Raw genomic sequence first — 25,318 nt, 5'->3', positions numbered from 1 at the left:
GGGGGCGCCGCCCCCCCCCGCCCCCCCCCGCCCCCGGCCGGCAGGGCGCACCCCGGCCCCCGGCGCCCCCCGCCCCCCGCCGGGCCGCTGCCACGTCGGCTGCCCCGCCCGGCGGCGGGGCCGTCAGGACTCCGTCAGCCCCGCCACCAGCTCGTCCGCCGCCCGGTACGGGTCGAGTTCGCCCGCCGTGATCCGGGCGGCCAGCGCGCCCAGGCGGCGGTCGCCGCGCAGGTCGCCGATGCGTTCGCGCAGGGCGGTGACGGCGATCGTCTCGACCTCCTTCGCCGCGCGGCGGGTGCGCCGCTCGCCGAGGACGCCCCCCTCCTCCATCCAGGCGCGGTGCTTCTCCAGCGCCTCGACGACCTCGTCCACGCCCTCGCCGCGCGCCGCGACCGTCTTGACGATCGGGGGGCGCCAGTCGCCGGGGCCGCGGGCCTCGCCGAGGCCCAGCATGTGGTTGAGCTCGCGGGCGGTGGCGTCGGCGCCGTCCCGGTCGGCCTTGTTGACCACGTACACGTCGCCGATCTCCAGGATGCCCGCCTTGGCCGCCTGGATGCCGTCGCCCATCCCGGGGGCGAGGAGGACCACCGAGGTGTCCGCCTGGGAGGCGATCTCCACCTCGGACTGGCCCACGCCCACGGTCTCCACCAGGACCACGTCGCAGCCGGCCGCGTCGAGGACGCGGACGGCCTGCGGCGCGGCCCAGGCGAGGCCGCCCAGGTGGCCCCGGGTGGCCATGGAGCGGATGTAGACGCCCGGGTCGGAGGCGTGGTCCGACATCCGGACCCGGTCGCCGAGGAGCGCGCCGCCCGAGAACGGCGAGGACGGGTCGACGGCGAGGACGCCGACCCGCTTCCCGGCCCGCCGGTAGGCGCTGACCAGCGCCGAGGTGGAGGTGGACTTGCCGACGCCCGGCGAGCCGGTCAGCCCCACCACGTACGCGTTGCCGGTCAGCGGGGCGAGCGCGGCCATGACCTCGCGGAGCTGCGGGGACGCCCCCTCGACGAGTGAGATCAGCCGGGCCACCGCCCGGGGCCTGCCCTCCCGGGCCTGGGCGACGAGCTGGGGGACGTCCACTGTCACTGCTGTGCTCCTGCTCCTCGGCTCGGCCGTGCTGGTCGGGACTACTTGGCCGGGACGCGGACGATCAGCGCGTCGCCCTGGCCGCCACCGCCGCACAGGGCCGCGGCGCCCGTGCCGCCGCCGCGCCGCTTCAGCTCCAGCGCCAGGTGGAGGACCACCCGGGCGCCGGACATGCCGATCGGGTGGCCCAGCGCGATGGCGCCGCCGTTGACGTTGACCTTCTCCGCCGTGACGCCGAGGTCCTTCATGGACTGGTGGGCGACGGCGGCGAAGGCCTCGTTGATCTCGATCAGATCGAGGTCGGCGACCTGGAGGCCCTCCTTCTTCAGGGCGTGCGCGATCGCGTTCGCCGGCTGCGACTGGAGGGAGTTGTCCGGGCCGGCCACATTGCCGTGGGCGCCGATCTCGGCGATCCAGTCCAGGCCCAGCTCCTCGGCCTTGGCCTTGCTCATCACGACCACCGCGGCCGCGCCGTCGGAGATCTGCGAGGAGGTGCCGGCGGTGATGGTGCCGTCCTTGGCGAAGGCGGGACGCAGCTTGCCCAGGGACTCGGCGGTGGTCTCCGCGCGGATGCCCTCGTCCTTGGCGAAGAGGATCGGGTCGCCCTTGCGCTGCGGGATCTCGACGGGGGTGATCTCCGCCTCGAAGAGGCCGTTCTTCTGCGCCGCGGCGGCCCGCTGGTGGGAGAGGGCGGCGATCTCGTCCTGGACGTCGCGCGGGATGCCGAGGCGGGTGTTGTGCTTCTCCGTGGACTCGCCCATGGCGATGTTCTCGAAGGCGTCGGTGAGGCCGTCGTGGGCCATGGCGTCCAGCATCTCGATCGCACCGTACTTGTAGCCCTCGCGGGACTTCGGCAGCAGGTGCGGCGCGTTGGTCATCGACTCCTGGCCGCCGGCGACGACCACGTCGAACTCGCCCGCGCGGATGAGCTGGTCGGCGAGGGCGATGGCGTCGAGGCCGGAGAGACAGACCTTGTTGATCGTCAGCGCCGGGACGTTCATCGGGATGCCCGCCTTGACGGCCGCCTGGCGGGCCGGGATCTGGCCCGCGCCGGCCTGGAGGACCTGGCCCATGATCACGTACTGGACCTGGTCGCCGCCGATGCCCGCGCGGTCGAGGGCGGCCTTGATGGCGAAGCCGCCGAGGTCCGCCCCGGAGAAGGACTTGAGGGAGCCGAGCAGCCGGCCCATGGGTGTGCGGGCGCCCGCCACGATCACGGAGGTGGTACCGGTCGTTCCAGACATGTGCGCGATCCCCTTTCAGCCGGGGCTGAGGAGTGAACGAGGGTTTACTTCAATGTACTGAGCGGTACTGCCCCCGGTCACCGGCGAGCCGGTGTGATCGCGCGCACGTTGCGTAACCGGGCCGGGAGCGCTGCACTGAGGGAATGCTGACGCGAATCGACCACATCGGGATCGCCTGTTTCGACCTCGACAGGACCGTCGAGTTCTACCGGGCCACCTACGGCTTCGAGGTGTTCCACACCGAGGTCAACGAGGAGCAGGGCGTGCGGGAGGCCATGCTCAAGATCAACGGGACCTCCGACGGCGGGGCCTCCTACCTCCAGCTCCTGGAGCCCACCCGCGAGGACTCCGCGGTCGGCAAATGGCTGGCCAAGAACGGCGAGGGCGTCCACCACATCGCCTTCGGCACGGCGGACGTGGACGGCGACGCGGAGGCGATCCGGGGCAAGGGCGTACGCGTCCTGTACGACGAGCCGCGCATCGGATCGATGGGCTCGCGCATCACCTTCCTGCACCCCAAGGACTGCCACGGCGTGCTGACCGAACTGGTCACCTCTGCAACGGACCACTGACCGACCCTTTCCCGGCCCGGTAGAGTGGGCCGTTCCGGGCCGGGGCCGGGTTCGGGGCCGTGCCGCGTCCCCGTCGTCGATCTGTCACCATTCCCCGGGGGGGCCGTTCGCGGGTTGAGCGGTGCTCGTACGGAGACAGTTGCGACCAGGGGACGGATGGGACCGCGTAGTGCGGGGCTACGAACGCCAGGAGAGCCACCGAGCTGACGAAGACCACCTCTCGCGGTTCGAAGCCGAGATGGACCGGCTGAAGACCGAGCGGGAGAAGGCCGTCCAGCATGCCGACGACCTCGGCTACCAGGTCGAGGTGCTGCGCGCCAAGCTGCACGAGGCGCGCCGCAATCTCGCCTCCCGTCCCGCCTACGACAACGGCGACCTCGGCTACCAGGCCGAGCAGTTGCTGCGGAACGCCCAGATCCAGGCGGACCAGCTCCGCTCGGACGCCGAGCGGGAGCTGCGCGAGGCCCGCGCCCAGACCCAGCGCATCCTCCAGGAGCACGCCGAGCACCAGGCCCGGCTCCAGGCCGAGCTGCACGCCGAGGCGGTGCAGCGCCGCCAGCGGCTGGACCAGGAGCTGGCCGAGCGCCGGCAGACCGTCGAGTCGCACGTCAACGAGAACGTCGCCTGGGCCGAGCAGCTGCGCGCCCGGACCGAGGCGCAGGCCCAGCGGCTGGTCGAGCAGTCCCGCGCCGAGGCCGAGCAGGCCCTGTCGGCGGCCCGGGCGGAGGCCGCCCGGATCGCGGAGGAGACCCGCCGGCGGCTCGGCGGCGAGGCGGAGACCGCCCGCGCCGAGGCCGAGGCCATCCTGGTGCGCGCCCGCCGGGACGCCGAGCGGCTGCTGAACGCGGCCTCCAGCCAGGCGCAGGAGGCGACCTCGCACGCGGAGCGGCTGCGCTCCTCGACGACGGCCGAGTCCGACCAGGCCCGCCAGCAGGCGGCCGAGCTGAGCCGCACCGCCGAGGCGCGGATGCAGGAGGCCGAGGAGAAGCTCCGCGAGGCGCGGACCGAGGCCGAGAAGCTGGTCGCGGAGGCGAAGGACTCCGCCGCCAAGCAGCTCTCGTCGGCCGAGTCGGTCAACGAGCAGCGCACCCGTACGGCCAAGGCCGAGATCGCGCGGCTGGTCGCGGAGGCGACCAAGGAGTCCGAGACCCTGAAGGCGGACGCCGAGCAGGCGCTCGCCGACGCCCGCGCCGAGGCGGAGAAGCTGGTCGAGGCCGCCGCCGACAAGGCGCGCACCGCGGCGGCCGAGGACTCGGCCGCCCAGCTCGCCAAGGCCGCCCGCAGCGCCGAGGAGGTGCTGACCAAGGCGTCCGACGACGCCAGGGCGACCACCCGGGCCGCCGCCGAGGAGGCCGAGCGCATCCGGCGCGAGGCGGAGGCGGAGGCGGACCGGCTGCGCGGGGAGGCCGCCGAGCAGGCGGACGAGCTCAAGGGCGCGGCGAAGGACGACACCAAGGAGTACCGGGCCAAGACGGTCGAGCTCCAGGAGGAGGCGCGGCGGCTGCGCGGCGAGGCCGAGCAGCTGCGGGCCGAGGCGGTCGCGGAGGGCGAGCGCATCCGGGGCGAGGCCCGGCGCGAGGCGGTCCAGCAGATCGAGGAGGCGGCGAAGACCGCCGAGGAGCTGCTGACCAAGGCCCGCACGGACGCGGACGAGCTGCGCGCGAAGGCCGCCGGGGACAGCGAGAAGGTCCGCACCGAGGCCATCGAGCGGGCCACCACCCTGCGCAAGCAGGCCGAGGAGACCCTGGAGCGCACCCGCGCGGAGGCGGAGCGGCTGCGCACCGAGGCGGAGGAGCAGGCCGAGTCGGTCAACGCCGCCGCCGAGGCCGCCGCGGCCGAGCTGCGCGCGGAGGCCGAGCGGCAGGCGGCCGCCCGGCAGGCCGAGGCGGCGGACGAGCTGACCCGGCTCCACACCGAGGCCGAGACCCGGCTCGCCAACGCCGAGGAGAGCCTCGCGGAGGCCCGCGGCGAGAGCGAGCGCATCCGCCGGGAGGCCGCGGAGGAGACCGAGCGGCTGCGCGCCGAGGCGGCGGAGCGGCTGCGGGCGCTGACCGAACAGGCGGAGCAGGAGGCCGACCGGCTGCGCACCGAGGCCGCGGGCGACGCGTCCGCGTCCCGCGCGGAGGCGGAGGCCCTCGCGGTGCGGCTGCACAGCGAGGCGGCCGCCGAGGCGGAGCGGCTGAAGGCGGAGGCACAGGACACCGCGGACCGGGTCCGGGCGGAGGCCGCAGCGGCCGCCGAGCGGGTCGCCGCGGAGGCGTCCGAGGCGCTGGCCGCCGCGCAGGAGGAGGCGGCGCGTCGCCGCCGCGCGGCCGAGGAGACCCTGGAGTCGGCCCGGGCCGAGGCGGGCGAGGAGCGCGAGCGCGCCCGCGAGCAGAGCGAGGAGCTGCTGGCCTCCGCCCGCAAGCGGGTCGAGGAGGCGCAGACCGAGGCGCAGCGCCTGGTCGAGGAGGCGGACCGGCGCGCCACCGAGATGGTCACGGCCGCCGAGCAGACCGCGCAGCAGGTGCGGGACTCGGTCAACGGCCTCCAGGAGCAGGCCGAGGAGGAGATCGCCGGGCTGCGCAGCGCGGCCGAGCACGCGGCCGAGCGCACCCGCACCGAGGCGCAGGAGGAGGCGGACCGGGTCCGCGCCGACGCGTACGCGGAGCGGGAGCGGGCCGCGGAGGACACGGCGCGGCTGCGGGAGCGGGCGCAGGAGGAGACCGAGGCCGCGAAGGCGCTCGCGGAGCGGACCACGGCCGAGGCGGTCGCGGAGGCGGAGCGGCTGCGCACGGACAGCGCGGAGTACGCGCAGCGGATGCGCACCGAGGCGTCCGACGCCCTGGCCTCCGCCGAGCAGGACGCCTCGCGCACCCGTGCCGAGGCCCGGGACGACGCCAACCGCATCCGTTCGGAGGCCGCCGCGCAGGCGGACCTGCTGGTCGGCGAGGCGACGCAGGAGAGCGAGCGGCTGCGTGCCGAGGCGGCCGAACTGCGGTCGCTGGCGGACGCGGAGGCGACCCGGCTGCTCACCGAGGCCGAGCAGATCAAGGTCGACGGCGAGGCCGAGGTCGAGCAGCTCCGCGCGGCCGTCCGGGCCGAACGGGAGCAGGTCCTCGACGAGGCCCGCCAGGCGGCCGACAAGCGCCGGGCGGACGCGGCCGGCCAGGCCGACCAGCTCCTCGCGGAGGCGAGCGGCGAGGCGGAGCGGCTGCGGGCCGAGGCCGCCGAGACGGTGGGCTCGGCCCAGCAGGCGGCGGAGCGCATCAGGACCGAGGCGCAGCAGGTCCGGTCCGACGCCGGACAGGAGGCCGAGCGGATCCGCGCCGAGGCGCGCGCGGAGGCCGACCGGGCGCTGGACGAGGCCCGCGAGGCGGCGGCGAAGCGCCGGGCGGACGCGGCCGAGCAGGCCGACCAGCTCGTGGCCAAGGCCCGGGAGGAGGCGCTGCGCGCCGCGACCGAGGCCGAGGAGCAGGCGGACACCATGGTCGGCGCGGCCCGCAAGGAGGCCGAGCGGCTGGTCGCCGAGGCAACCGTGGAGGGCAACTCCCTGGTGGAGAAGGCCCGTACGGACGCCGACGAGCTGCTGGTCGGGGCGCGGCGGGACGCGGCGGCCATACGGGAGCGGGGCGAGGAGCACCGGGCCCGGGTGGAGTCGGAGATCGAGGAGCTGCACGAGCGGGCGCGGCGGGAGACCGCGGAGCAGATGAAGTCCGCCGGGGAGCGGGTGGACCATCTGGTCAAGGCGGCCGAGGAGCAGCGGGCCGAGGCGCAGGCGAAGGCCAAGGAGCTGGTCTCGGAGGCCACTTCGGAGGCGAGCAAGGTCAGGATCGCCGCCGTGAAGAAGGCCGAGGGCCTGCTGAAGGAGGCCGGCACCAAGAAGGCCGAGCTGGTGCGCGAGGCGGAGCGGGTGAAGGCGGAGGCCGAGGAGGAGGCCGAGCGCATGATCGCCGAGGGCAAGCGGGAGCTGGAGGTGCTGGTGCGCCGGCGCGAGGACATCCAGGCGGAGATCTCGCGGGTCCAGGACGTGCTGGAGGCGCTGGAGTCCTTCGAGGCGCCGGGCGGCGGCAAGAGCGGCGGCGGCTCGGGCGCGGTCAAGGCGGGGGCCTCGGCCGGAGGGACTCGTTCGGGTGGCAAGTCCTCGGACGGGTAGCCGACGGGCCCGGCCGCACGAGCGCGACCCGTTCGAGTGGCAAGGCTTCCGACCCCCAGCCACTCAAAAGGCTGGACATTCTCCAGACCAAACCGGCATCCGCTCGATGACACGCCGGTTCGGCCCCTAGGATTCCTTCTTGGGGCTGTCCGGCGGGCCTTGGTCGGGTCCACGGCGCCTGGCACGGTGTGTCGCGGTCCTTCCGACCAGGACCCGCCGGACAGCCCCCGACACCTCACCGGTCTCATTCGACAGGAACCCCATGAGCGACACTTCCTCCCCCTTCGGCTTCGAGCTCGTGCGGCGTGGTTACGACCGCGGTCAGGTCGACGACCGCATCACCAAGCTCGTCGCCGACCGTGACAGCGCGCTCTCCCGGATCACCTCGCTGGAGAAGCGCATCGAGGAGCTCCACCTCGAAACGCAGAACGCCCAGGCCCAGGTCAACGACGCGGAGCCGTCGTACGCCGGCCTCGGCGCGCGGGTCGAGAAGATCCTCCGCCTCGCCGAGGAGGAGGCCAAGGACCTGCGCGAGGAGGCCCGTCGCGCGGCCGAGCAGCACCGCGAGCTGGCCGAGTCCGCCGCCCAGCAGGTCCGCAACGACGCCGAGTCGTTCGCCGCCGACCGCAAGGCGAAGGCGGAGGACGAGGGCGTCCGGATCGTCGAGAAGGCCAAGGGCGACGCCCAGAACCTGCGCTCCGAGGCGCAGAAGGACGCGCAGTCCAAGCGCGAGGAGGCGGACGCCCTCTTCGAGGAGACCCGCGCCAAGGCCGCCCAGGCCGCCGCCGACTTCGAGACCAACCTGGCCAAGCGGCGTGAGCAGTCCGAGCGCGACCTGGCCTCCCGCCAGGCCAAGGCCGAGAAGCGCCTCGCGGAGATCGAGCACCGCGCCGAGCAGCTGCGCCTGGAGGCCGAGAAGCTGCGCACCGACGCCGAGCGCCGCGCCCGCCAGACGGTGGAGACCGCGCAGCGCCAGGCCGAGGACATCGTCGCGGACGCGAACGCCAAGGCCGACCGCATCCGCAGCGAATCGGAGCGCGAGCTCGCCGCGCTGACGAACCGCCGCGACTCGATCAACGCCCAGCTCACCAACGTCCGCGAGATGCTGGCCACGCTGACCGGTGCCGCCGTCGCCGCGGCGGGCACCCCGGCCGAGGACGAGCCGATCTCCCGCGGCGTCCCGGCGCAGCAGTCCCGCTGACGCGCACGGGCCGTCCGCACGGTGCCCGGCGCCCCTCGGGGGGTGCCGGGCACCGGTGCGTCACGGTGTGGACCGCCCGTGCGGGCACCCCCGGAATCGGCCCTTTCCGTAGGCGCAACCCGGTGGCGCGTGCTCTGGCGGCCCTCTAGCGTGAACGCATGATCGAGCTTGAGGGACTCACCAAGCACTTCGGCAGGAAGGTCGCCGTCGACCGTCTCTCCTTCACGGTGCGCCCGGGGGTGGTGACCGGCTTCCTCGGACCGAACGGCGCCGGCAAGTCGACGACCATGCGGATGATGCTGGATCTGGACAACCCGACCCGCGGCACGGTGCGCATTGACGGCAAGCACTACCGGGAGCTCCAGGAACCCCTGAAGCACATCGGCGCCCTGCTGGACGCGAAGGCGATGCACGGCGGGCGGACCGCGTACAACAACCTCCTCTGCCTCGCCCAGGCGAACCGCATCCCGGCCCGCCGGGTCGACGAGGTACTGGACGTGGTGGGGCTGTCGGCGGTGGCGCGGAAGAAGTCCAAGGGCTTCTCCCTCGGCATGGGCCAGCGGCTCGGCATCGCCTCCGCCCTCCTCGGGGACCCCGAGATCCTGATGTTCGACGAGCCGGTCAACGGGCTGGACCCGGAGGGCATCCACTGGATCCGCAATCTGATGAAGACCCTCGCCGGCCAGGGGCGGACGATCTTCGTCTCCTCCCATCTGATGAGCGAAATGGCCCTCACCGCGGACCACTTGATCGTGATCGGCCAGGGCAGGCTGCTCGCCGACACCTCGATGGCCGACTTCATCCACGAGAACTCCCGCAGCTATGTGCGGCTCCGCTCGCCGCAGCGCGAGCAGTTGCTCGACGCCCTGCACGGCGCCGGGCTGACCGCCGTCGAGGCGGACGGCGGAACCCTGGAGGTGGACGGGGCGACGACGGAGGACCTGGGCGAGCTGGCCGCCCGGCACGGGCTCGTCCTGCACGAGCTGAGCGCGCAGCGCGCCTCCCTCGAAGAGGCGTTCATGCAGATGACCGCCGGTGCCGTGGAGTACCACGCGCACGCCGACGACCACCGCGGCGACCACCACGACGACCCCGCCGCCGCGCCCCCGGCCGCCGGCCCCGGCGCCCCGCAGTGGGCCCCGCGCAACGAGGGAGCCTGACCCATGGCATCCGTACCCGCCGTCCTGACGTCCGAGTGGACGAAGATCCGCACGGTCTCGTCGACGACCTGGACGCTGATCAGTGCCTTCGCCGTGACGGTCGCCATGAGCGCCGCCCTGTGCGCGGTGATGAACGCGTCCTTCGACGATCTGTCGGAGGCGGAGCGGCTCACCTTCGACCCGACGTTCATCAGCTTCTCGGGGACGATTCTCGGCCAGTTGGCGATGGTGGTCTTCGGCGTCCTCGTCGTCGGCACCGAGTACAGCTCCGGCATGATCCGCACCTCCCTCGCCGCGGTCCCGCAGCGGGCGACCTTCCTCTTCAGCAAGATCGCCGTGGCCGGGGTGCTGGCCCTGGTGGTCGGCATGATCACCAGCTTTCTGACCTTCTTCGTCGGGCAGGCGCTCCTCGGCGAGCACCGCACCACGATCGGCGCGGACAACGTGCTGCGGGCGGTCGTCGGCGGCGGCCTCTACATGGGGCTGATCGCCGTCTTCTCGATGGGCGTCGCGGCGATGCTGCGCAGTTCGATGCTGTCGCTCGGCATCCTGATGCCGTTCTTCTTCCTGGTCTCGCAGATCCTGATCTCGGTGCCCGGCGCGAAGGACGTCGCCCGCTTCTTCCCGGACCAGGCGGGGTCGAAGATCATGCAGGTCGTCCCCAACGCCCTGGACAGCGACGACACCCCGTACGGCCCGTGGGGCGGTCTGGGCATCATGCTGATCTGGGTGGCGGCCGCGCTGATCGGCGGCTACCTGGTGATGCGGAAGCGGGACGCCTGACGAACCCCGGACCGGGTCCGGCCCGCCCACCCCTGCCCAAAGCTTTGGCCTGAACCGTCGGTACCCGGATATCCTCCTCACTCATACGGGGGGCGTTGCGCGCAGCACGGCCAGGGCCCCGAGACGACCGACAGTCGATGGGGCTGGAGAATGATCGAGGCAGTCGGCCTGACGAAGCGCTACGGCGCCAAGACGGCCGTGTACAACCTTTCCTTCCAGGTGCGGCCCGGCGCCGTCACCGGGTTCCTCGGACCCAACGGCGCCGGCAAGTCGACCACGATGCGGATGATCCTGGGGCTCGACCGGCCCACGGACGGTCAGGTGACCATCGGCGGGCTGCCCTACCGGCAGCTGCCCAACGCCCCGCGCCAGGTCGGCGCCCTGCTGGACGCGAAGGCCGTCCACGGCGGCCGCAGCGCCCGCAGCCATCTGCTGTCCCTGGCGCAGCTCTCCGGCATCCCGGCCCGCCGGGTCGACGAGGTGCTCGGCGTGGTCGGTCTCCAGGACGTGGCCAAGCGGCGCTCCGGGGGCTTCTCGCTGGGTATGGGGCAGCGCCTGGGCATCGCCGCGGCCCTGCTCGGCGACCCGCAGGTGCTCCTCTTCGACGAGCCGGTCAACGGTCTCGACCCCGAGGGCATCCTCTGGGTCCGCAACCTGATGAAGCAGCTCGCCGCCGAGGGCCGTACCGTCTTCGTCTCCTCGCACCTGATGAGCGAGATGGCGCTGACCGCCGACCATCTGATCGTGATCGGCCGCGGTCAGCTGATGGCCGACATGAGCGTGCGGGACTTCATCGCCCACAACTCGGCCGGCTTCGCCCGGGTGCGCACCCCGGAGACCGAGCCGCAGCAGCGGGAGAAGCTGTCCGCGGCCCTCTCCGAGGCGGGCGGCCAGGTCATGCCCGAGCAGGACGGCGCCCTGCGCGTCACCGGGCTCGCGCTGCCGCGCATCAGCGATCTGGCGCACGAGGCGGGCGTCCGCCTCTGGGAGCTGTCGCCGCACCAGGCGTCCCTGGAGGAGGCGTACATGCGGCTGACGCAGGGCGCCGTGGACTACCGCTCGACGGAGGACCAGAAGGCGGGTCTGATGCAGCCGCTGCCGGCGGGCCATGTGCCGCCGCAGCCGCAGATCCCCGAGGTGCCGCAGCAGGGCTGGTACGCCCCGCCGCCGCCCGCGCCCGGCGAGAACCCGTACGCGGCCGTGGCCCCCGGCGCGCCCGCCCCGGCACCCCAGCCGCCGGCCGCGCCCGCTGCCCCGCCGACCGCTCCCCCGGCCGCCGCGCCCGCTCCCTCCGCCGCCCCGACCGACCTGACCAAGCCCGAGGACTCCCGATGACCACCCCCTACCAGCAGCCGGGTGCCCCGCTGGGCGCGTACACCTCCCCGATCCCGGTCCGCGACGCCCACCTCGGCGACGCCCTGGCCTCCGAGTGGACCAAGATCCGCTCGGTGCGCTCCACGGTGTGGACGCTGGGCGTGATGATCCTGCTGATGTTCGGCATCGGACTGGGCGTCGCGGCACTCGTCGCGGCGGCCGGCGAATCCGCCGGGATGGGCGAGGTGTCGGCCCTCGGGATGGGCTTCTTCGGCGTGCTGCCCGGCTCCATCTGCGTGGTGACCCTGGGCGTGCTGACCATCGCCTCCGAGTACGGCACCGGGATGATCCGCACGACGCTGACGGCCTGCCCGAGCCGGGCCCGGGTGCTCGCGGCGAAGGCGATCGTCTTCTTCCTGCTCGTCTTCGTGATCACCACCGTGGTGGCCGCGATCGTCGCCGGTATCCAGTACGGCATGGTCGAGGCGGCCGAGCCGACCGGCGACGAGTGGCTGCGCGCCACCGTGGGCGTGGGTCTGTTCGTGGCGGCGCTGGGCCTGGTGTCCCTCGGCGTGGGCGGCATGCTCCGCCACTCGGCGGGCGCGATCACGACCATGATCGGCGTGATCCTGATGCCGCTGGTCGCCGCGCTGTTCATGTTCAGCGAGACCATGGCGGACGTCCAGGAGTTCCTGTTCGAGTACGCGATCCCCAGCCAGCTCATCGGCATCTACGGCGAGGCCGCGTCCGGCGGCTCTTCCGGGGCGGTCGGCTGGACCCCGGTCTGGATCATGTTCGGCCTGGCGGCCCTGTCGCTCGGCGGCGCGCTGACCGTGATCAACAGCCGGGACGTCTGACCGGGTCCGGCCCGGCCGGGTCAGTGGCGCGGCGCGTTGCGGGACCGCTGCACCTTCGTGGTGCGGCGGTCCTTCGCGTTCCAGCACGCCTTGTGCCAGTGGCGGCGGTCGTCCACGCCGCCGTGCTCGGGCCAGGCCACGACGTGCGGGACCCCGGAGGCGATCTCCTGGTCGCAGCCCGGGCAGCGGTACGTCTTGCCCGCGGCGCTCGCCCCGGCCACATGGCGCACCGACCAGTCCTCGTCCTGCCAGGTCTCGCGGCGCCCGAACCCGCCGTACCGGTCGGCCGGCTCGGCTGCGCGGCCGGTCGGGTTGTCGCCGCCTCGGGGGCGGTTGCGGCGCGGGGACACGTCTCACCTCACGGTGCTGGGGCCGGACAGGTGCTTCAAGCCTAAGGGGCGCGGACAGGGGCACCCGGCGTCCCGGGGCCGGTACGCGCCGTGCCGGAAACGGACCCGCGGCGCCCGGTTACCGGACAATCGCAACAATTTCCGTTCCGGCCGTGCCCTTGGCACTTGTCAGGCGTTGTTGCCGGTAGGGGGAGAGCCGCGTCGGCCGCAAGGAGGCAGAAGGCGATGCGCGTTGGCACGTTCGTACTGGGGGCCCAGTTCCCGGGCCAGGGACAGGGGGAGGCACTGCACCGCGCGGTGCGGTCCGCCGAGGTCGCCGAGGAGGCGGGCCTCGATTCGGTGTGGCTGGCGGAGCACCACTTCGTACCGTACGGGGTGTGCCCGTCGGCCGTGACCCTGGCGGCGCTGCTGCTCGGGCGGACCCGCCGGATCCGGGTCGGCACGGCGGTCAGTGTGCTGCCGAGCGCGCACCCGGTGGCCCTCGGCGAGCAGGCCGCCCTGCTGCACCTCACCTCCGGAGGGCGGTTCACCCTCGGGGTCGGCCGGGGCGGCCCCTGGGTCGATCTGGAGGTCTTCGGCGGCGGACTGGCCGCGTACGAGCGGGAGTTCCCCGAGTCGCTGGACCTGCTGCTGCGGTGGCTGCGGGAGCCCCGGGTGGGCGCGGCAGGCGAGCGGTACGCCTTCCGCGAGGTGGAAGTGGTCCCGCGGCCGGACGAGTTGATCGGCGGAGAGCCGGGCGGACCGGAGGTAGTCGTCGCCTGCACGTCCCCGAAAAGTGTGAAACTCGCCGCCGAGCGCGGCCTGCCCATGCTGCTCGGGATGCACTGCGGCGACGAGGACAAGGCGGGCATGGTCGCCCTGTGGCGGCGGCACGCCCTCGACGCGGGGCGTCCGCCCGGGGAGGTCGCGGCGGCCGCCCATGTGTCGGCCGGGGTGCTCCAGATCTCCGACGGCGCGCCCGAGGCCCGGGAGACGCTGGTGAAGGCGATGCCCGGCTGGCTGCGGCAGGGGCTGGACGCCCATGTCACCGTCGACGGGCGGCAGCGCGCGATGCGCGATCCCGTGGCGTACACCGAACTCCTCTGCTCCCTGCACCCGGTGGGCCCGCCGCGGCTGGCCGCCGACCGGCTGGCGGCGACCTCGGAGCGGACCGGTATCACCCGGTTCGCGCTGCTGGCCGAGGGCTCGGGCGATCTCGCGGCGACGGAGGAGAACATCCGGCGGGCGGGGGCCGAGCTGCTGCCGCTGCTGGTGTGAGGGCCGCGCGGCCCCACGGCCGCGGGCCCGCCGGAGCCCGGCGCACCGCCGGGCGGGCGGGCACCACGTCCGGCGGGCAGGGCGCGTCGTGCGGACGTACAGGTCGTGCGGGGCGCGCGGTTCGTACGGGTGGTACGGGTGGTACGGGGGCGGTACCCGTGCTCCGTTCCTCGCGTCCGTCCCCGACCGGTCCCGTCGATCCGGCCGGGGTCGTCCGTACAGCGGTGTGGGGTGCCACCGCCCCTGTGCCCGGGGGCAGCGTGTGCTGAGGCGTGCGCGGCTCGCGTGGCTCGGAGCGTCTCGCATGACCCGGGGCGGCAGCGGGTAGATCTCAGCAGTCGCGCAGTTCAGGAGACTGGTTCAGAAGCTGGCCCCTGATGGAGGTGAAGCGGGCGAGCCGCTCGTCCACCGCAGGGTCCAGGGGGAACACCGCGACGCGGTGGCAGTTCTGGAAAGCCAGACGCACACCGAAATGCCGCTGGAGCGCTCCGCGAATGGCATCACTCGCGAGCGCGCGCAGAAGCTGACCACGTGCCTGCTCGTCCGGCGGAGGCGTCTGGTTGTCGGCGAAGTCGCCGCCGTCCACCTTCAGCTGAGCCACCAGAGAACTGATCATCTCCCATGCGAAGGGCAGGGAGGTCCGGACGCAGTCGACGAAGGCAGCTTCGTCGACCTCGCCTCGCTCGGCCTGTTCCAACAGAGCCGGTGAGACGTCGAGCGACATGGGTTCTCCTCTCGCGGCCCCGGGCCAACGGGGCCTTACGGGCAGGGAAGGAGGAACCGGGCGGAACGACGGCGTCGGCAACGCGCAGGACGACGCTGAGTGCACGCACGGCAACCTCCTGCTTCCACGGTAAGTGCGCTGTCTTGAGGGCACCAGGAGATTGGGAACACAACCGGCCAAACAAGAAGGGGGCTTCCGGGGCGAATCGCGCACGGTGGCGCCCGTCGAGTAGCGTTGCCGACCATGCGTCTCGTCATCGCCCGCTGCTCCGTGGACTACGCGGGCAGACTCACCGCCCATCTGCCGTCCGCACCCCGATTGATCCTGGTCAAGGCCGACGGGAGTGTCTCCATCCATGCCGACGACAGGGCGTACAAACCCTTGAACTGGATGTCACCTCCCTGCACCTTGAAGGAGGGCGACGACAGTGTCTGGACCGTGGTGAACAAAGCGGGCGAGAAACTGATCATCACGATGGAGGAGATCCTCCACGACTCCTCGCACGAACTCGGCGTGGACCCCGGCCTCATCAAGGACGGCGTGGAAGCGCACCTCCAGGAACTCCTGGCCGACAGGATCGAGACACTGGGCGAGGGTTACAGCCTGATCCGGCGCGAATACCCCACCGCCATCGGCCCCGTGGACATCCTCTGCCGTGACGCGGACGGCGCGACCGTGGCCGTCGAGATCAAGCGGCGCGGCGAGATCGACGGCGTCGAGCAGCTCACCCGCTATCTGGACCTGCTCAACCGCGATCCGCTGCTGGCCCCGGTGAAGGGCGTCTTCGCGGCCCAGGAGATCAAGCCCCAGGCGCGCGTCCTCGCGACGGACCGGGGGATCGGGTGCCTGGTCCTGGACTACGACGCGCTGCGCGGCATCGAGGACGACAAGCTCCGCCTGTTCTGACCCGGCCTGTTCCGACGCCACCTGTTCCGGCGCGGCCCACCCCGGCGTGCGCCGGGGCGGTTGGGGCGGGCCACGATGCCCGGCGTCGCGAACCCGGAACTCCCGGGCGCTCACTTGCCGGTGAGGCTCCAGGTACCGTCGCCGGCTTCGGCCGTGCCGTTGAGGGCGGTCCACTCGGTGTCGTCGAGGCCGAGGGCCGCGCGGAGGCAGGCGGCGATCGCGTCGGCTGTGAGGGCGACCCGGGCGGGGTCCTCGTCGGTGGTCTCGGCGACCTCTCGCCCGCGATTCCGCCCATGGTGTGCTCGGCCTCGGCGCGGCGCTCGGGTCCGGTGACCCGGGGCTGGAGAACCTCCACGCCCTCATGCTCGACACCCTGGTCCCGGCCTGCGCGTCACTGCTGGACGCCTGCGCCGCCACCGGGGAACTCCGCCCCGGTGTGAGGGCCTACACGCTCCTGCGCGCCGTCGGGAACCTCTGCATCACCGGCCCCGGCTGCGGCCGGGCGGACGCCAGGGGCATGGGTCGCCCTCCTCCTCGCCGGGTGCCGCGGCGAGGTATGACGGCCGGCTCAGGGGCACGGGGCCGCTGAACCCGGCCGACGTCAGAGCACGGACGCGGACGCGCTCTCCGGGCCGGACGGACCGCCCGCCGAGGTCTCGGTGCCGGGCGGCTCCTCGGGCGGGGACTCGGACCCGGAGGGAGTCGGGTCCGGGCTCTGGGAGGGCGAGGGAGACGACGAGGGCGTCTGGCTCTTCGTCGGCTTCGGGGACGACTTCGTCGGCGTGGGCTTGGTCGGCCGGGTGGAGCCCGAGGGGCTGCCGGGGCGGGACGAACTCGTGGACGGCCGCGGGCCGGTGGACGTGCCCGGGGACGAGGGGCCGGTGGAGGCCGTGCCCGAGGGGCCGGTGGAGGACGGCGTGCCGGAGGGCTTCTTTCCGTCGGGCGTACCGGACTCCTCACCGGCGGCCGGGTCCTGGGGGTCGTCCCAGTCCTCCTCGAAGGAGTCGTCCTCGGTCTGCTGCCCGTTGCGGACGTTGTCGGTCGGCACGTTCTCCTGATCGGAGGTCGCGCCGAGGGTGACCACCGTGCCGAGGACGGCGGCGAGCACCACGCCCGCGCCGGCGGCGACCAGGTTGCGCCGGGCCCCGCCGAGGACGGCGAGACGCCGCCCGGCGGCCTTCGACTCCTTCGCGGCCTCCGGCGGGGGCTCGGGCTCCGCGCCGGACCGGGACAGCTTGGCCGTCACCGCGGCCGCCGAGAGCGACAGCGGCAGGGCGGCCGGGACGCCCCGGGGCGGGGAGACCGGGTCCTCGGTGCGTGTGGGCGCCGGCGTCAGCGTCTCGGGCTTGGGCGTGGGACCGGCGGAACGATCCTCCACGAGGGCCAAGGCGCGCCGCCCGGACACCGTCCCGCTCTTGTCGGCGAGCGCGCCGCGCATGCCGATGGACGCCTCCAGCTCGGCCCGGGCCCGGTCGAGGTTGCCGGTGCAGAGCGCCAGAATGCCCAACTCGTGGTGGAAGTACGCCTCTTCGGCGACCTCCCCGACGATGCGCGCGGCCTCGGAGCCGACCCGCAGGGTCCGTTCCCACGCGCCCCAGTGCAGACCGGCCGCGAAGGCGGGGGCGGCGCTGCGGGCGAGCAGCACGGCGGTGCTGGGGTGGCCGGGCTCCGTGCCCGGCACCAGCGAGGTCAGCGAGGCGAGCAGCGCGTCCGCCTCGGCGACGGCGCGCTCGGGGGTGACCGAGGGGTGGGCGGACCACCAGGCGTAGTGCTGGGCGGCCGTGTGGACGCAGGCGTCGGCGCCCTCGTCGTAGCCCTTCTCACGGAGCTGGGCCAGGACGCCGGCGGCGAGGCGGTAGCGGGGGCCGACGGGCGAGAGGAGGCCGCAGCTCATCAGCTCGCCGAGGGCGGCGTCGGCGTGGGTGTCGCCTATCAGCGCGGGCAGGTGCGCCTGGTGCGGGACCTCGCCGGCGAGGGCGACGGCGAACCGCAGGGCGCCCCGCGCGGACTCGCTCAGCCGGGAGGCGAGCAGCGGGGCGGGGGCGGCCCCCTCCCCCAGCGTCGGCAGGGGCACGTCACGGCCCTGGGCGGCGTCGAAGGGCGCGAACTCCTCGAAGGCCTCCGGGTCGCCGCGCAGTTCGTCGCACTGCCGCAGCAGCGCGGCGGCCTGGACGAAGCGCAGGGGCAGCCCCTCGGACTCGAACCAGAGGTCCCCGGCCCAGTTGGTCTCCTCCTCGGTGAGCGCCCGGCCGACGCCCTTGTGGAGCAGGTCCAGCGCCATGGCGCGGCCGAGTCCGCCGAGGAAGACCTCCTCCAGGGGCGAGTCCGGGGAGGGCGCGGCGATCTCGGGGGTCGCGGCGAGGAGGAAGGCGCACTCGGGCGCGGCGTCCAGGAACTCGTCGAGGGCGCCGCCGCCGAATTCGAGGTCGTCGAGGACCACGACCGCGCCGATGTCGCGGACGAAACCGGCGAGGGCGTTGCGGTCGGGGCGCTGCTCGGGCGAGGCGTAGACGGCGGCGTACAGCTCGTGGAGAAGCTCACCGGGCGTGCGGTGCAGGCCGTTGAGGCGGACGACGCCGTCGGGGGCGAGGCCCGCGCACTCCTCGGCGACGGCGTCCAGGAGCACGGAGCGGCCGGAGCCGGCGGGGCCGGTGAGCCGCACGGAGCGGCCCTGGCCGAGCAGGCGGACCAGGCGCTCGCGCTCCTCGTCCCGTTCGAGGAGCGGCAGCGGCGGGGCGGCGGGGCCCGGCGGCACGGGGGGCTGTGCGGCGCGGGTCCGGTCGGCGCGGTCGGCGGCGGTGCGCCGGGCGGGGCGGGGCGGCTGCTGTCCGGGCGGGCAGGGCTCGATCTCGCTGCCGTCGACGGGGTTGACCGTGAGGAGGAGGTCGCCGGTGACCACCTTGGCGGTGCGGACGGGCGCGGGCGCGGACTGCCCGGCCGGCATGACGGCGTCGCGTGGCGGCCGCGCCGGTCCGGCGCCGTCGGCGAAGCTGTCGTTGTCCATGCTGAAAGCCCCCAGATGCGGTTGCCCGGCCTCGCTCCGCCAGGTGCGTCGCCCTGGGGCCGGAGCCATGTGCGGATGCCCTCCCGGCCTTTCCGCACGCTCGCCGTCGCTTCGGTCCGGTGCCCGCCCGGTGGGTCGTTCGAAAGGGTGGGCGATCGAACCCTAGACGCTGCGCGCCAAGAGCGGAACCGCCGGGTCCCCTCCCCGCCGGGGACGTCATGGTCTCGGACCCCTCGGGGTCTTTCGCACCCCTCGCCCCGTTCGCCCCGGGGCCCCGGACACGGGCGCGCGGCCGGCCGGGTCCGGGGTACGCCGCCCCGCGCGCACAGCGCCCCGCCCGCGCGCCGATCCGCCCGCGCGACGCCGCACCCGCTCGGGTGCGGCGTCGCGCGGTGCCGACTGTGCCGTTCAGGGGATCTTCTCCGTGGCCAGGTCGTGGAGCGCGCGCCACACGGAACGTAGAAGCGTGTCGCCGGAGTCCCACACCCCACCGGAGCGAGCGGAGCGCCCACCGCCCCGAGCACGAGGCACCCCGGCCACCTGGTCCGCGCAGCACCCCCACTCCCCCTCGAAGGAAGGACCGTCGTGCACACCTCTCCCTCCGGCCGGAACCCCCGGTCGTCCGTCCGCTCCCGTGTCCGGCTCGCCCGCCGCGCCGCCGCCGTCGCTTCGCCCGTGCTGGCGGCCGCCGCGGTCGCGGCCCTGGTGCCCGCCGCCGAGGCCTCCGCGGCGGACGGCGTCCGGCAGTGCCGCTCGTTCATGTACGTCACCAACAGCGCCGACGACACGGTGTCCGCAGTCGATACCGCGACCGGGCGGGTCGTGGACACCGTGGCGGTCGGCGCCGATCCCCGGGGAGTCACCTCCGCCCCGGACGGCCGGCGCGTCTACGTGGCCAACCGCGGCGGCGACAGCGTGTCGGTGCTCGACACCCGCACCAACACGGTCGTGGACACGGTCCCGGTGGGCGAATTCCCGACCGAGGGCGCCGTCCTGCCGAACGGGCGGCGGCTGTACGTCACCAACGCGGCCGACGGCAGCGTCTCGGTCGTCGACACCCGCACCAACACGGTCGTGGACACGATCACGACCGGGCTCGGGACCCTGCCCCAGGGAGTGGCCGCGTCCCCGGACGGCCGCCGCGTCTACGTCGCGGACGGCGCCGACGACACGGTCTCGGTGATCAGCACGGCCACCAACACGGTGACCGCCGTGGTCCAGGGCGTCAACGGAGCCGAGGACCTCCTGGTCTCCCCGGACGGCCGGCGCGTCTACGTCACGGCCCCCGGCGACGACTCCGTCGTGGTGATCGACGCCCGGCGGCTCGTGGTGCGCGACACCGTCCCCCTCGGCCTCAACCCGGACGACCTGGCGCTCAGCCCGAAGGGCGGGAAGCTGTACGTCAGCCTCGACGCCGCCGACTCGGCCGACCCCGGCCGGGTAGCGGTGATCGACACCTGGCGCGCCCGGGTCGAGACGGTCATCACCGCCGGGATCGGCGTCAACCCGGAGGACATCGCCTTCACCGCCGACGGCTCCCGGGTGTACCTGGCGAACGCCGGCAGCGACAGCCTCTCGGTGATCAGCCCCTACCGGGACCGCGTCACCTCGGTGATCACCAACGGCGTGGGCAGCGAGCCGCACGGACTCACCGACGGCGGGGTGCGGGTGTGCCGCCGGTGACCGGCTGACGGCACGACGGACTCGGCCCCCGTCGCCCCGGGTGGGATCACCGGGGCGGCGGGGGCCTGTCGTGCGGTCGGTGCGGGACGCCGTGGAGGCGGGGCCCGGTGCCCGCGGCCGAATCGCTTCCTCGGGTCAGACCCGCGGAAGCGATTCCGCAGCGAGGCCGCCCTCGATCGCGAGGATGCGGTGGAGCCGGGTCGCGACCAGGAGGCGCTGCATCTGCGGCGGGACCCCGCGCAGTACCAGGCGGCGGCCGCACCGGCCGGCCCGTCGGTGGGCGCCCATGATGACGCCGAGCCCCGTCGCGTCCCAGGAGTCCAGATGCGTCAGGTCGAGCACCAGGTCGCCGGCTCCGTCGTCGACGGCCGAGTGGAGGACCGTACGGGCGTCCGCCGCGCTGCGGACGTCGAGGCGGCCCCCGACGACCAGCTCGGCATGGTCGCCCCTGATGTGCATATGCGCTCCCCGAGAACTCTTGGATGCCCCGTGTCCGGTGTCCGTCACTTCTTCCGTACTCGCAACAACTGACTGCCGTACGTGCGGCACAGTTGCTGTTTGTAAGCGAACCGATACCGAATTCACCCGCAGGGGCGACAACGAATCGGTCGATACGGTCAGTGCTTGTAGAAGCCCTGCCCGCTCTTGCGGCCGATGTCACCGGCGTCCACCATCCGGCGCATCAGCTCCGGCGGGGCGAACTTCTCGTCCTGCGACTCGGTGTAGATGTTGCTCGTGGCGTGCAGCAGGATGTCCACGCCCGTGAGGTCCGCGGTGGCCAGCGGCCCCATCGCGTGACCGAAGCCCAGCTTGCAGGCGATGTCGATGTCCTCGGCGGTGGCGACGCCCGATTCGTACAGCTTCGCGGCCTCGACGACGAGGGCCGAGATCAGCCGGGTGGTGACGAAGCCGGCCACGTCGCGGTTGACGACGATGCAGGTCTTGCCCACGGACTCGGCGAACTCCCGCGCGGTGGCGAGGGTTTCGTCGCTCGTCTTGTAGCCGCGCACCAGCTCGCAGAGCTGCATCATCGGGACCGGCGAGAAGAAGTGGGTGCCCACGACCCGCTCCGGGCGCTCCGTCACGGCCGCGATCTTGGTGATCGGGATGGCGGAGGTGTTGGAGGCGAGCACGGCGTCCTCGCGCACCACCTTGTCGAGGGTGCGGAAGATCTCGTGCTTGACCTCCAGCTTCTCGAACACGGCCTCCACCACGATGTCGGCGTCCGCGACCGCGTCCAGGTCCGTCGTGGTGGTGATGCGGCCCAACGCGGCCTCGGCGTCGGCGGCTTCGAGCTTGCCCTTGGCGACGAAGCGGTCGTAGGAGCCCTTGATGCCGCCCAGCCCGCGGGTCAGGGCCTCGTCGGTGACATCGCGCAGCACCACGTCCCAGCCGGCCTGGGCCGAGACCTGTGCGATACCGGACCCCATGAGTCCGGCCCCGATGACGGCGAGCTTCCTGGCCACTGCGGCACCCCTTAACACCTGTTTACATGTCGGCTCTCTGCCGGAGGTTAGCGTCCGTGAGGGCCGCTGTGACCGCCAAGAGACGCGCGTCACGTCCCACATGGCGGACATCACACCGGCGGCCCCGGAACGACCTGTTCCGGGGCCCTCTCACCGGGAGCCACCGTGACGGCGGGCACACGCGCCGCCGGGCGGGCCGCCGCGTAACTACGCTGGGGCCATGGTCAATCTGACGCGCATCTACACCCGCACCGGCGACCAGGGCACCACCGCCCTCGGCGACATGAGCCGCACCGCCAAGACCGATCTGCGCATCGCCGCGTACGCGGACGCCAACGAGGCGAACGCGGTGATCGGCACGGCGATCGCCCTGGGGCAGCTGGACGAGGAGGTCGTGAAGGTCCTCGTCCGGGTGCAGAACGACCTGTTCGACGTCGGCGCGGACCTGTCCACGCCGGTGGTCCCGGACCCGAAGTACCCGCCGCTGCGGGTGGAGCAGTCCTATGTGGACAAGCTGGAGGCCGACTGCGACCGCTTCCTCGCGGAGCTGGAGAAGCTGCGCAGCTTCATCCTCCCGGGCGGTACCCCGGGCGCGGCCCTGCTCCACCAGGCGTGCACGGTGGTCCGCCGGGCGGAGCGCTCCACCTGGGCGGCGCTGGAGGTGCACGGGGAGACGATGAACGCGCTGACCGCGACCTATCTGAACCGGCTCTCCGACCTGCTGTTCATCCTGGCGCGGACGGCGAACAAGGAGGTCGGCGACGTGCTCTGGGTGCCGGGCGGCGAGCGCTGAGGCACCGGGCACCGACGCGGGGGCCGGGCAAGCGCCCGGCCCCATGTCACCGCTCCCCCTCGTCAGCGCCCCGCGCCGGTCCCCGACTCACGGCGCTCGACGGCCCCCGACCCCTGACGCTCCACGCTGACCGGCTCCCGCCCGCCCCGCGCCCCGTCCCCCGACCCGCCCGCCGGGTCCTTCTTCGGGAAGAGGGTGTACGAGAGGGCGATCAGGCCGTGGATGCCCACCGCCCGCCAGGCGAAGCCGATCCAGCTCTGCAGCGAGCCGGTGCGCGACGGGTCGTCGACGTACCACATCGCCGCGAGCAGCAGCCCCGTCGCCACGGCCGCGCCGATCACCGAGCCGAGCCAGACCTTCCCCTCGTGCCGGGCGCGGGCCATCCCGTACCGGGGCGGGCGCCGCAGCGGGACGCCGTCGAAGCGGTGGGCGGCGTGGCCGTCGAGCCACTTCACCGTGCGGTGGCCGTGGCCGACCGTGTAGCCGATGTAGACGGCGGCCAGGCCGTGCTTCCAGCCCGGGTCGGCGCCGTTCTTCAGGTCGATCGCCGTGACGACCAGCAGCAGGATCTCCAGCAGCGGCTCGCACAGCAGGATCGCGGCGCCCGTACGCGGCATCCGGAGCAGGTACCGGACGGCGAGGCCCGCCGCCAGCAGCACCCAGAAGGCGACCTCGCAGATGACGATCAGCGTGACGATCACGGTAGCTCTCCCTTCCTGCCCGTCCAGCCTCCCGCCCCCGCCCGCCGCTTTCGTCGTCGCGGAAGAGGAACCGGGACTGCATCCTTCGATGTAGTGGCAGCTCGGCCGCGACGAGGACGCCCCGGGCGGTCCGCGTTGTGTTTGATGGGGGCGTGACCCTCCCCCGCCCCCACCGCGACGACGTCCTCATCGGTGCCGGCGGGCTGCTCTCCGGCCTGCTGCTGTGGTCCCTCGACCTCTACACCCAGGGGCCCCGGGACTGGGTGCTGCACCCCGCGTGGTTCACCCTGCTGCCGCTGACGGCGATGTCGGTGCTGGAGATGCTGCGCCGGACCCTGCCGCGGACGGTCCTGCTGCTGGGGACGGCCGTCGTGATCGCGGACCAGTTCACCCGGGGCAATCTGGCGACCGTGGTGATGTTCGCGGACCTGGTCTACGCGGCCGCGGTGTACGGGCCCCCGGCCACCGCCCGGCGGCTTCCCGTGATCACCGGGGTGCTCACGATCGCGACCACCATCGGCTTCCTGGCCTGGTTCCGGCACCCGGCGGCGGTGTTGATCGGGGCCGTGACCGCGCTGCTGACGTTCTTCCCCGCGGCCAGCGGTCTGGTGGTCCGCAACCACCGCCAGGCCGCCGACGCCGCCCGGCTGCGCGCGGAGCAGACGGCGCTGCTCGCCGAGATGGACCGGGTCCAGGCGGTGGCGGCCGAACGGGCCCGGATGGCCCGGGAGCTGCACGACATGGTGGCCAACCATCTGTCGGCCATCGCGATCCACTCCACGGCCGCCCTGTCCCTGGACGACGAGGCGACGACCCGGCAGGCGCTCGGGGTCATCCGGGAGAACAGCGTCGAGGGACTGGCGGAGATGCGCCGGCTCATCGGGCTGCTGCGGGACAGCGGGGGCGGCGACCCGGAGCCCGCCGCGGCGCCGACCCTCGCGGGTCTTGAGGCCCTGGTGGCGCAGGCCCGGGTGAACGGCGCGCCGAGCGGGCTCGTCTTCGTGCTGGAGGACGCGCACGACCCGGCCCGGAAGCTGCCCGCCCCCGTCGAGCTGGCCGCGTACCGCATTGTGCAGGAGTCCCTGACGAACGCGATCAAGCACGCGGGGCCGGGGAGGGTGCGCGTCCGGGTGGCCGGTACGGACGGCGGCCTCACGGTCTCGGTGACCAGCCCCTTCACGGACACCCCCGGCCCCCGCGCACCGGGCTCCGGGGCCGGTCTGGTGGGCATGCGGGAACGGGTCACCCTGCTCGACGGCACCTTCGAGGCGGGCCCGGCGCCCGACCCCGGAGCGGACGCGGCAGCGGAGGCCGCGGAAGCGGAAGACGGCAAGATCTGGAGCGTACGGGCGGTCCTGCCCGTGCGCGGGGACGACGAGGAGCCGACGGCGACATGACGGATTCGGCCGGGGGCGCGCCGCGGCGCGTACGGGTGCTGGTCGCGGAGGACCAGAGCGCGGTGCGGGCCGGGCTGGTGCTGATCCTGCGCAGCGCCCCGGACCTCGATGTGGTGGGCGAGGCGGCGGACGGCGAGGAGGCGGTGCGGCTCGCCCGTGAACTGCGCCCGGACCTGGTGCTGATGGACGTCCAGATGCCCAAGCTGGACGGGGTCTCGGCGACCGCCCGGGTGGTTGCGGAGGGGCTGGCCGACGTCCTGGTGCTGACCACCTTCGATCTCGACGAGTACGTCTTCGGGGCCCTGCGGGCGGGCGCGGCCGGCTTTCTGCTGAAGAACACCGAGGCCCGGGACCTGATCGAGGCGGTGCGCACGGTGGCCCGCGGCGAGGGCCTGATCGCCCCCGCGGTCACGCGCCGGCTGATCGCCGAGTTCGCGGCCCCCCGCGCCGCGCCCCGGGCGCCCGGCGCCCCGGACCCGGCGGTGCTGGAGCCGCTGACCCGGCGGGAGCGCGAGGTGCTGTCCTGTATCGGGCAGGGTCTGTCGAACGCGGAGATCGCGGAGCGGCTGTCGATGGCGGAGGGCACGGTGAAGACGCACGTCAGCCGCCTCCTCGGCAAGCTGGAGCTGCGCAGCCGGGTCCAAGCGGCGGTCCTGGCTCAGGAGTTGGGGATCTGAGGGCTCCTCCC

The 25,318-nt window shown here is 73.8% G+C and carries 21 protein-coding genes and 2 pseudogenes; 14 read left to right on the top strand and 9 right to left on the bottom strand.

What is annotated here, in order from left to right:
• Positions 1-123: 123 nt before the first annotated feature.
• Both meaB and ABZ457_RS12725 read right to left on the bottom strand, forming a co-directional pair.
• On the bottom strand, positions 124-1,077 hold the full coding sequence (gene meaB, locus ABZ457_RS12730) for a methylmalonyl Co-A mutase-associated GTPase MeaB (protein ID WP_359156962.1): 954 nt from the start codon (positions 1,075-1,077) through the stop codon (positions 124-126).
• A 47-nt stretch (positions 1,078-1,124) separates the two neighbouring features.
• A complete protein-coding gene (locus ABZ457_RS12725) occupies positions 1,125-2,327 on the bottom strand; it encodes an acetyl-CoA C-acetyltransferase (RefSeq protein WP_359156949.1) in 1,203 nt (400 codons plus the stop codon).
• Between the two features lie 143 nt (positions 2,328-2,470).
• Here ABZ457_RS12725 and mce point away from each other — a divergent pair, with 143 nt between their 5' ends.
• The 7 genes from mce to ABZ457_RS12690 all read left to right on the top strand — a co-directional run bounded on the left by mce (position 2,471) and on the right by ABZ457_RS12690 (position 12,349).
• Positions 2,471-2,899: a methylmalonyl-CoA epimerase gene (mce, locus tag ABZ457_RS12720; protein WP_359156946.1), complete on the top strand. Its 429-nt coding sequence runs from the start codon at positions 2,471-2,473 to the stop codon at positions 2,897-2,899.
• A 169-nt stretch (positions 2,900-3,068) separates the two neighbouring features.
• Positions 3,069-7,034 carry a polarized growth protein Scy gene (scy, locus tag ABZ457_RS12715; protein ID WP_359156944.1) on the top strand — a complete coding sequence of 1,322 codons (3,966 nt, stop codon included), beginning with the start codon at positions 3,069-3,071 and terminating at the stop codon, positions 7,032-7,034.
• Positions 7,035-7,296: 262 nt separating this feature from the next.
• Complete coding sequence (locus ABZ457_RS12710; RefSeq protein ID WP_359156942.1) at positions 7,297-8,235, top strand: cellulose-binding protein; 939 nt, start codon at positions 7,297-7,299, stop codon at positions 8,233-8,235.
• Between the two features lie 158 nt (positions 8,236-8,393).
• Positions 8,394-9,395: an ATP-binding cassette domain-containing protein gene (locus tag ABZ457_RS12705; RefSeq protein WP_359156940.1), complete on the top strand. Its 1,002-nt coding sequence runs from the start codon at positions 8,394-8,396 to the stop codon at positions 9,393-9,395.
• A 3-nt stretch (positions 9,396-9,398) separates the two neighbouring features.
• A complete protein-coding gene (locus ABZ457_RS12700) occupies positions 9,399-10,178 on the top strand; it encodes an ABC transporter permease (RefSeq protein WP_359156938.1) in 780 nt (259 codons plus the stop codon).
• 150 nt (positions 10,179-10,328) lie between these two features.
• Positions 10,329-11,513 (top strand): ABC transporter ATP-binding protein, encoded by a 1,185-nt coding sequence (locus tag ABZ457_RS12695; protein ID WP_359156936.1) that lies wholly within the window; start codon positions 10,329-10,331, stop codon positions 11,511-11,513.
• Positions 11,510-12,349, top strand: a complete 840-nt coding sequence (locus ABZ457_RS12690) for an ABC transporter permease (protein ID WP_359156934.1) — start codon at positions 11,510-11,512, stop codon at positions 12,347-12,349. Before ABZ457_RS12695 ends, ABZ457_RS12690 begins: the two co-directional genes overlap by 4 nt.
• A gap of 20 nt (positions 12,350-12,369) precedes the next feature.
• Here the strand turns inward: ABZ457_RS12690 and ABZ457_RS12685 are convergent, their stop codons facing one another.
• Positions 12,370-12,699, bottom strand: coding sequence for an ATP/GTP-binding protein (locus tag ABZ457_RS12685; protein ID WP_359156932.1), 330 nt, complete (start codon positions 12,697-12,699; stop codon positions 12,370-12,372).
• 225 nt (positions 12,700-12,924) lie between these two features.
• Here ABZ457_RS12685 and ABZ457_RS12680 point away from each other — a divergent pair, with 225 nt between their 5' ends.
• The gene (locus ABZ457_RS12680) at positions 12,925-13,956 is read left to right on the top strand and encodes an LLM class flavin-dependent oxidoreductase (RefSeq protein ID WP_359156930.1); all 1,032 of its coding nucleotides are present in this window, start codon (positions 12,925-12,927) and stop codon (positions 13,954-13,956) included.
• A gap of 331 nt (positions 13,957-14,287) precedes the next feature.
• On the opposite strand, the gene ABZ457_RS12675 is transcribed toward ABZ457_RS12680, so the two are convergent.
• Complete coding sequence (locus ABZ457_RS12675; protein ID WP_018845390.1) at positions 14,288-14,680, bottom strand: SCO5389 family protein; 393 nt, start codon at positions 14,678-14,680, stop codon at positions 14,288-14,290.
• Positions 14,681-14,923: 243 nt separating this feature from the next.
• On the opposite strand from ABZ457_RS12675, the gene nucS reads away from it, so the two are divergent.
• A complete protein-coding gene (gene nucS / locus ABZ457_RS12670) occupies positions 14,924-15,586 on the top strand; it encodes an endonuclease NucS (protein ID WP_359156927.1) in 663 nt (220 codons plus the stop codon).
• Positions 15,587-15,696: 110 nt separating this feature from the next.
• On the opposite strand, the pseudogene ABZ457_RS12665 reads toward nucS, so the two are convergent.
• A pseudogene (locus tag ABZ457_RS12665) lies at positions 15,697-15,896 on the bottom strand (chlorophyllase); the annotation flags it as partial.
• Here ABZ457_RS12665 and ABZ457_RS12660 point away from each other — a divergent pair.
• Positions 15,891-16,146 (top strand): annotated as a pseudogene (locus ABZ457_RS12660) (TetR/AcrR family transcriptional regulator); the annotation flags it as partial. The pseudogenes ABZ457_RS12665 and ABZ457_RS12660 sit on opposite strands and share 6 nt — an antisense overlap.
• 41 nt (positions 16,147-16,187) lie before the next feature.
• Here the strand turns inward: ABZ457_RS12660 and ABZ457_RS12655 are convergent.
• Positions 16,188-18,590 carry an ATP-binding protein gene (locus ABZ457_RS12655; protein ID WP_359156925.1) on the bottom strand — a complete coding sequence of 801 codons (2,403 nt, stop codon included), beginning with the start codon at positions 18,588-18,590 and terminating at the stop codon, positions 16,188-16,190.
• Between the two features lie 585 nt (positions 18,591-19,175).
• On the opposite strand from ABZ457_RS12655, the gene ABZ457_RS12650 reads away from it, so the two are divergent.
• Positions 19,176-20,273: a beta-propeller fold lactonase family protein gene (locus tag ABZ457_RS12650; protein WP_359156923.1), complete on the top strand. Its 1,098-nt coding sequence runs from the start codon at positions 19,176-19,178 to the stop codon at positions 20,271-20,273.
• A 135-nt stretch (positions 20,274-20,408) separates the two neighbouring features.
• On the opposite strand, the gene ABZ457_RS12645 is transcribed toward ABZ457_RS12650, so the two are convergent.
• Positions 20,409-20,732: an STAS domain-containing protein gene (locus ABZ457_RS12645; RefSeq protein WP_018845393.1), complete on the bottom strand. Its 324-nt coding sequence runs from the start codon at positions 20,730-20,732 to the stop codon at positions 20,409-20,411.
• Positions 20,733-20,890: 158 nt separating this feature from the next.
• Complete coding sequence (locus tag ABZ457_RS12640; RefSeq protein ID WP_359156920.1) at positions 20,891-21,739, bottom strand: 3-hydroxyacyl-CoA dehydrogenase family protein; 849 nt, start codon at positions 21,737-21,739, stop codon at positions 20,891-20,893.
• A 220-nt stretch (positions 21,740-21,959) separates the two neighbouring features.
• On the opposite strand from ABZ457_RS12640, the gene ABZ457_RS12635 reads away from it, so the two are divergent.
• Positions 21,960-22,532, top strand: coding sequence for a cob(I)yrinic acid a,c-diamide adenosyltransferase (locus ABZ457_RS12635; RefSeq protein WP_359156918.1), 573 nt, complete (start codon positions 21,960-21,962; stop codon positions 22,530-22,532).
• Positions 22,533-22,594: 62 nt separating this feature from the next.
• Here ABZ457_RS12635 and ABZ457_RS12630 read toward each other — a convergent pair whose 3' ends face one another.
• Positions 22,595-23,233 carry a hypothetical protein gene (locus ABZ457_RS12630; protein ID WP_359156916.1) on the bottom strand — a complete coding sequence of 213 codons (639 nt, stop codon included), beginning with the start codon at positions 23,231-23,233 and terminating at the stop codon, positions 22,595-22,597.
• A 152-nt stretch (positions 23,234-23,385) separates the two neighbouring features.
• On the opposite strand from ABZ457_RS12630, the gene ABZ457_RS12625 reads away from it, so the two are divergent.
• On the top strand, positions 23,386-24,630 hold the full coding sequence (locus tag ABZ457_RS12625) for a histidine kinase (protein WP_359156914.1): 1,245 nt from the start codon (positions 23,386-23,388) through the stop codon (positions 24,628-24,630).
• Entirely contained in the window at positions 24,627-25,307 is a 681-nt protein-coding gene (locus tag ABZ457_RS12620) for a response regulator transcription factor (protein WP_359156912.1), read from the top strand. Before ABZ457_RS12625 ends, ABZ457_RS12620 begins: the two co-directional genes overlap by 4 nt.
• Positions 25,308-25,318: the final 11 nt, after the last annotated feature.

It is taken from the genome of Streptomyces sp. NPDC005805 (genome assembly GCF_040630445.1).
In the GTDB taxonomy this organism is placed as follows: Bacteria; Actinomycetota; Actinomycetes; order Streptomycetales; family Streptomycetaceae; genus Streptomyces.
The sequence above is the reverse complement of the archived record's forward strand: the minus strand, read 5'-3'. Positions and strand labels throughout refer to the sequence as shown.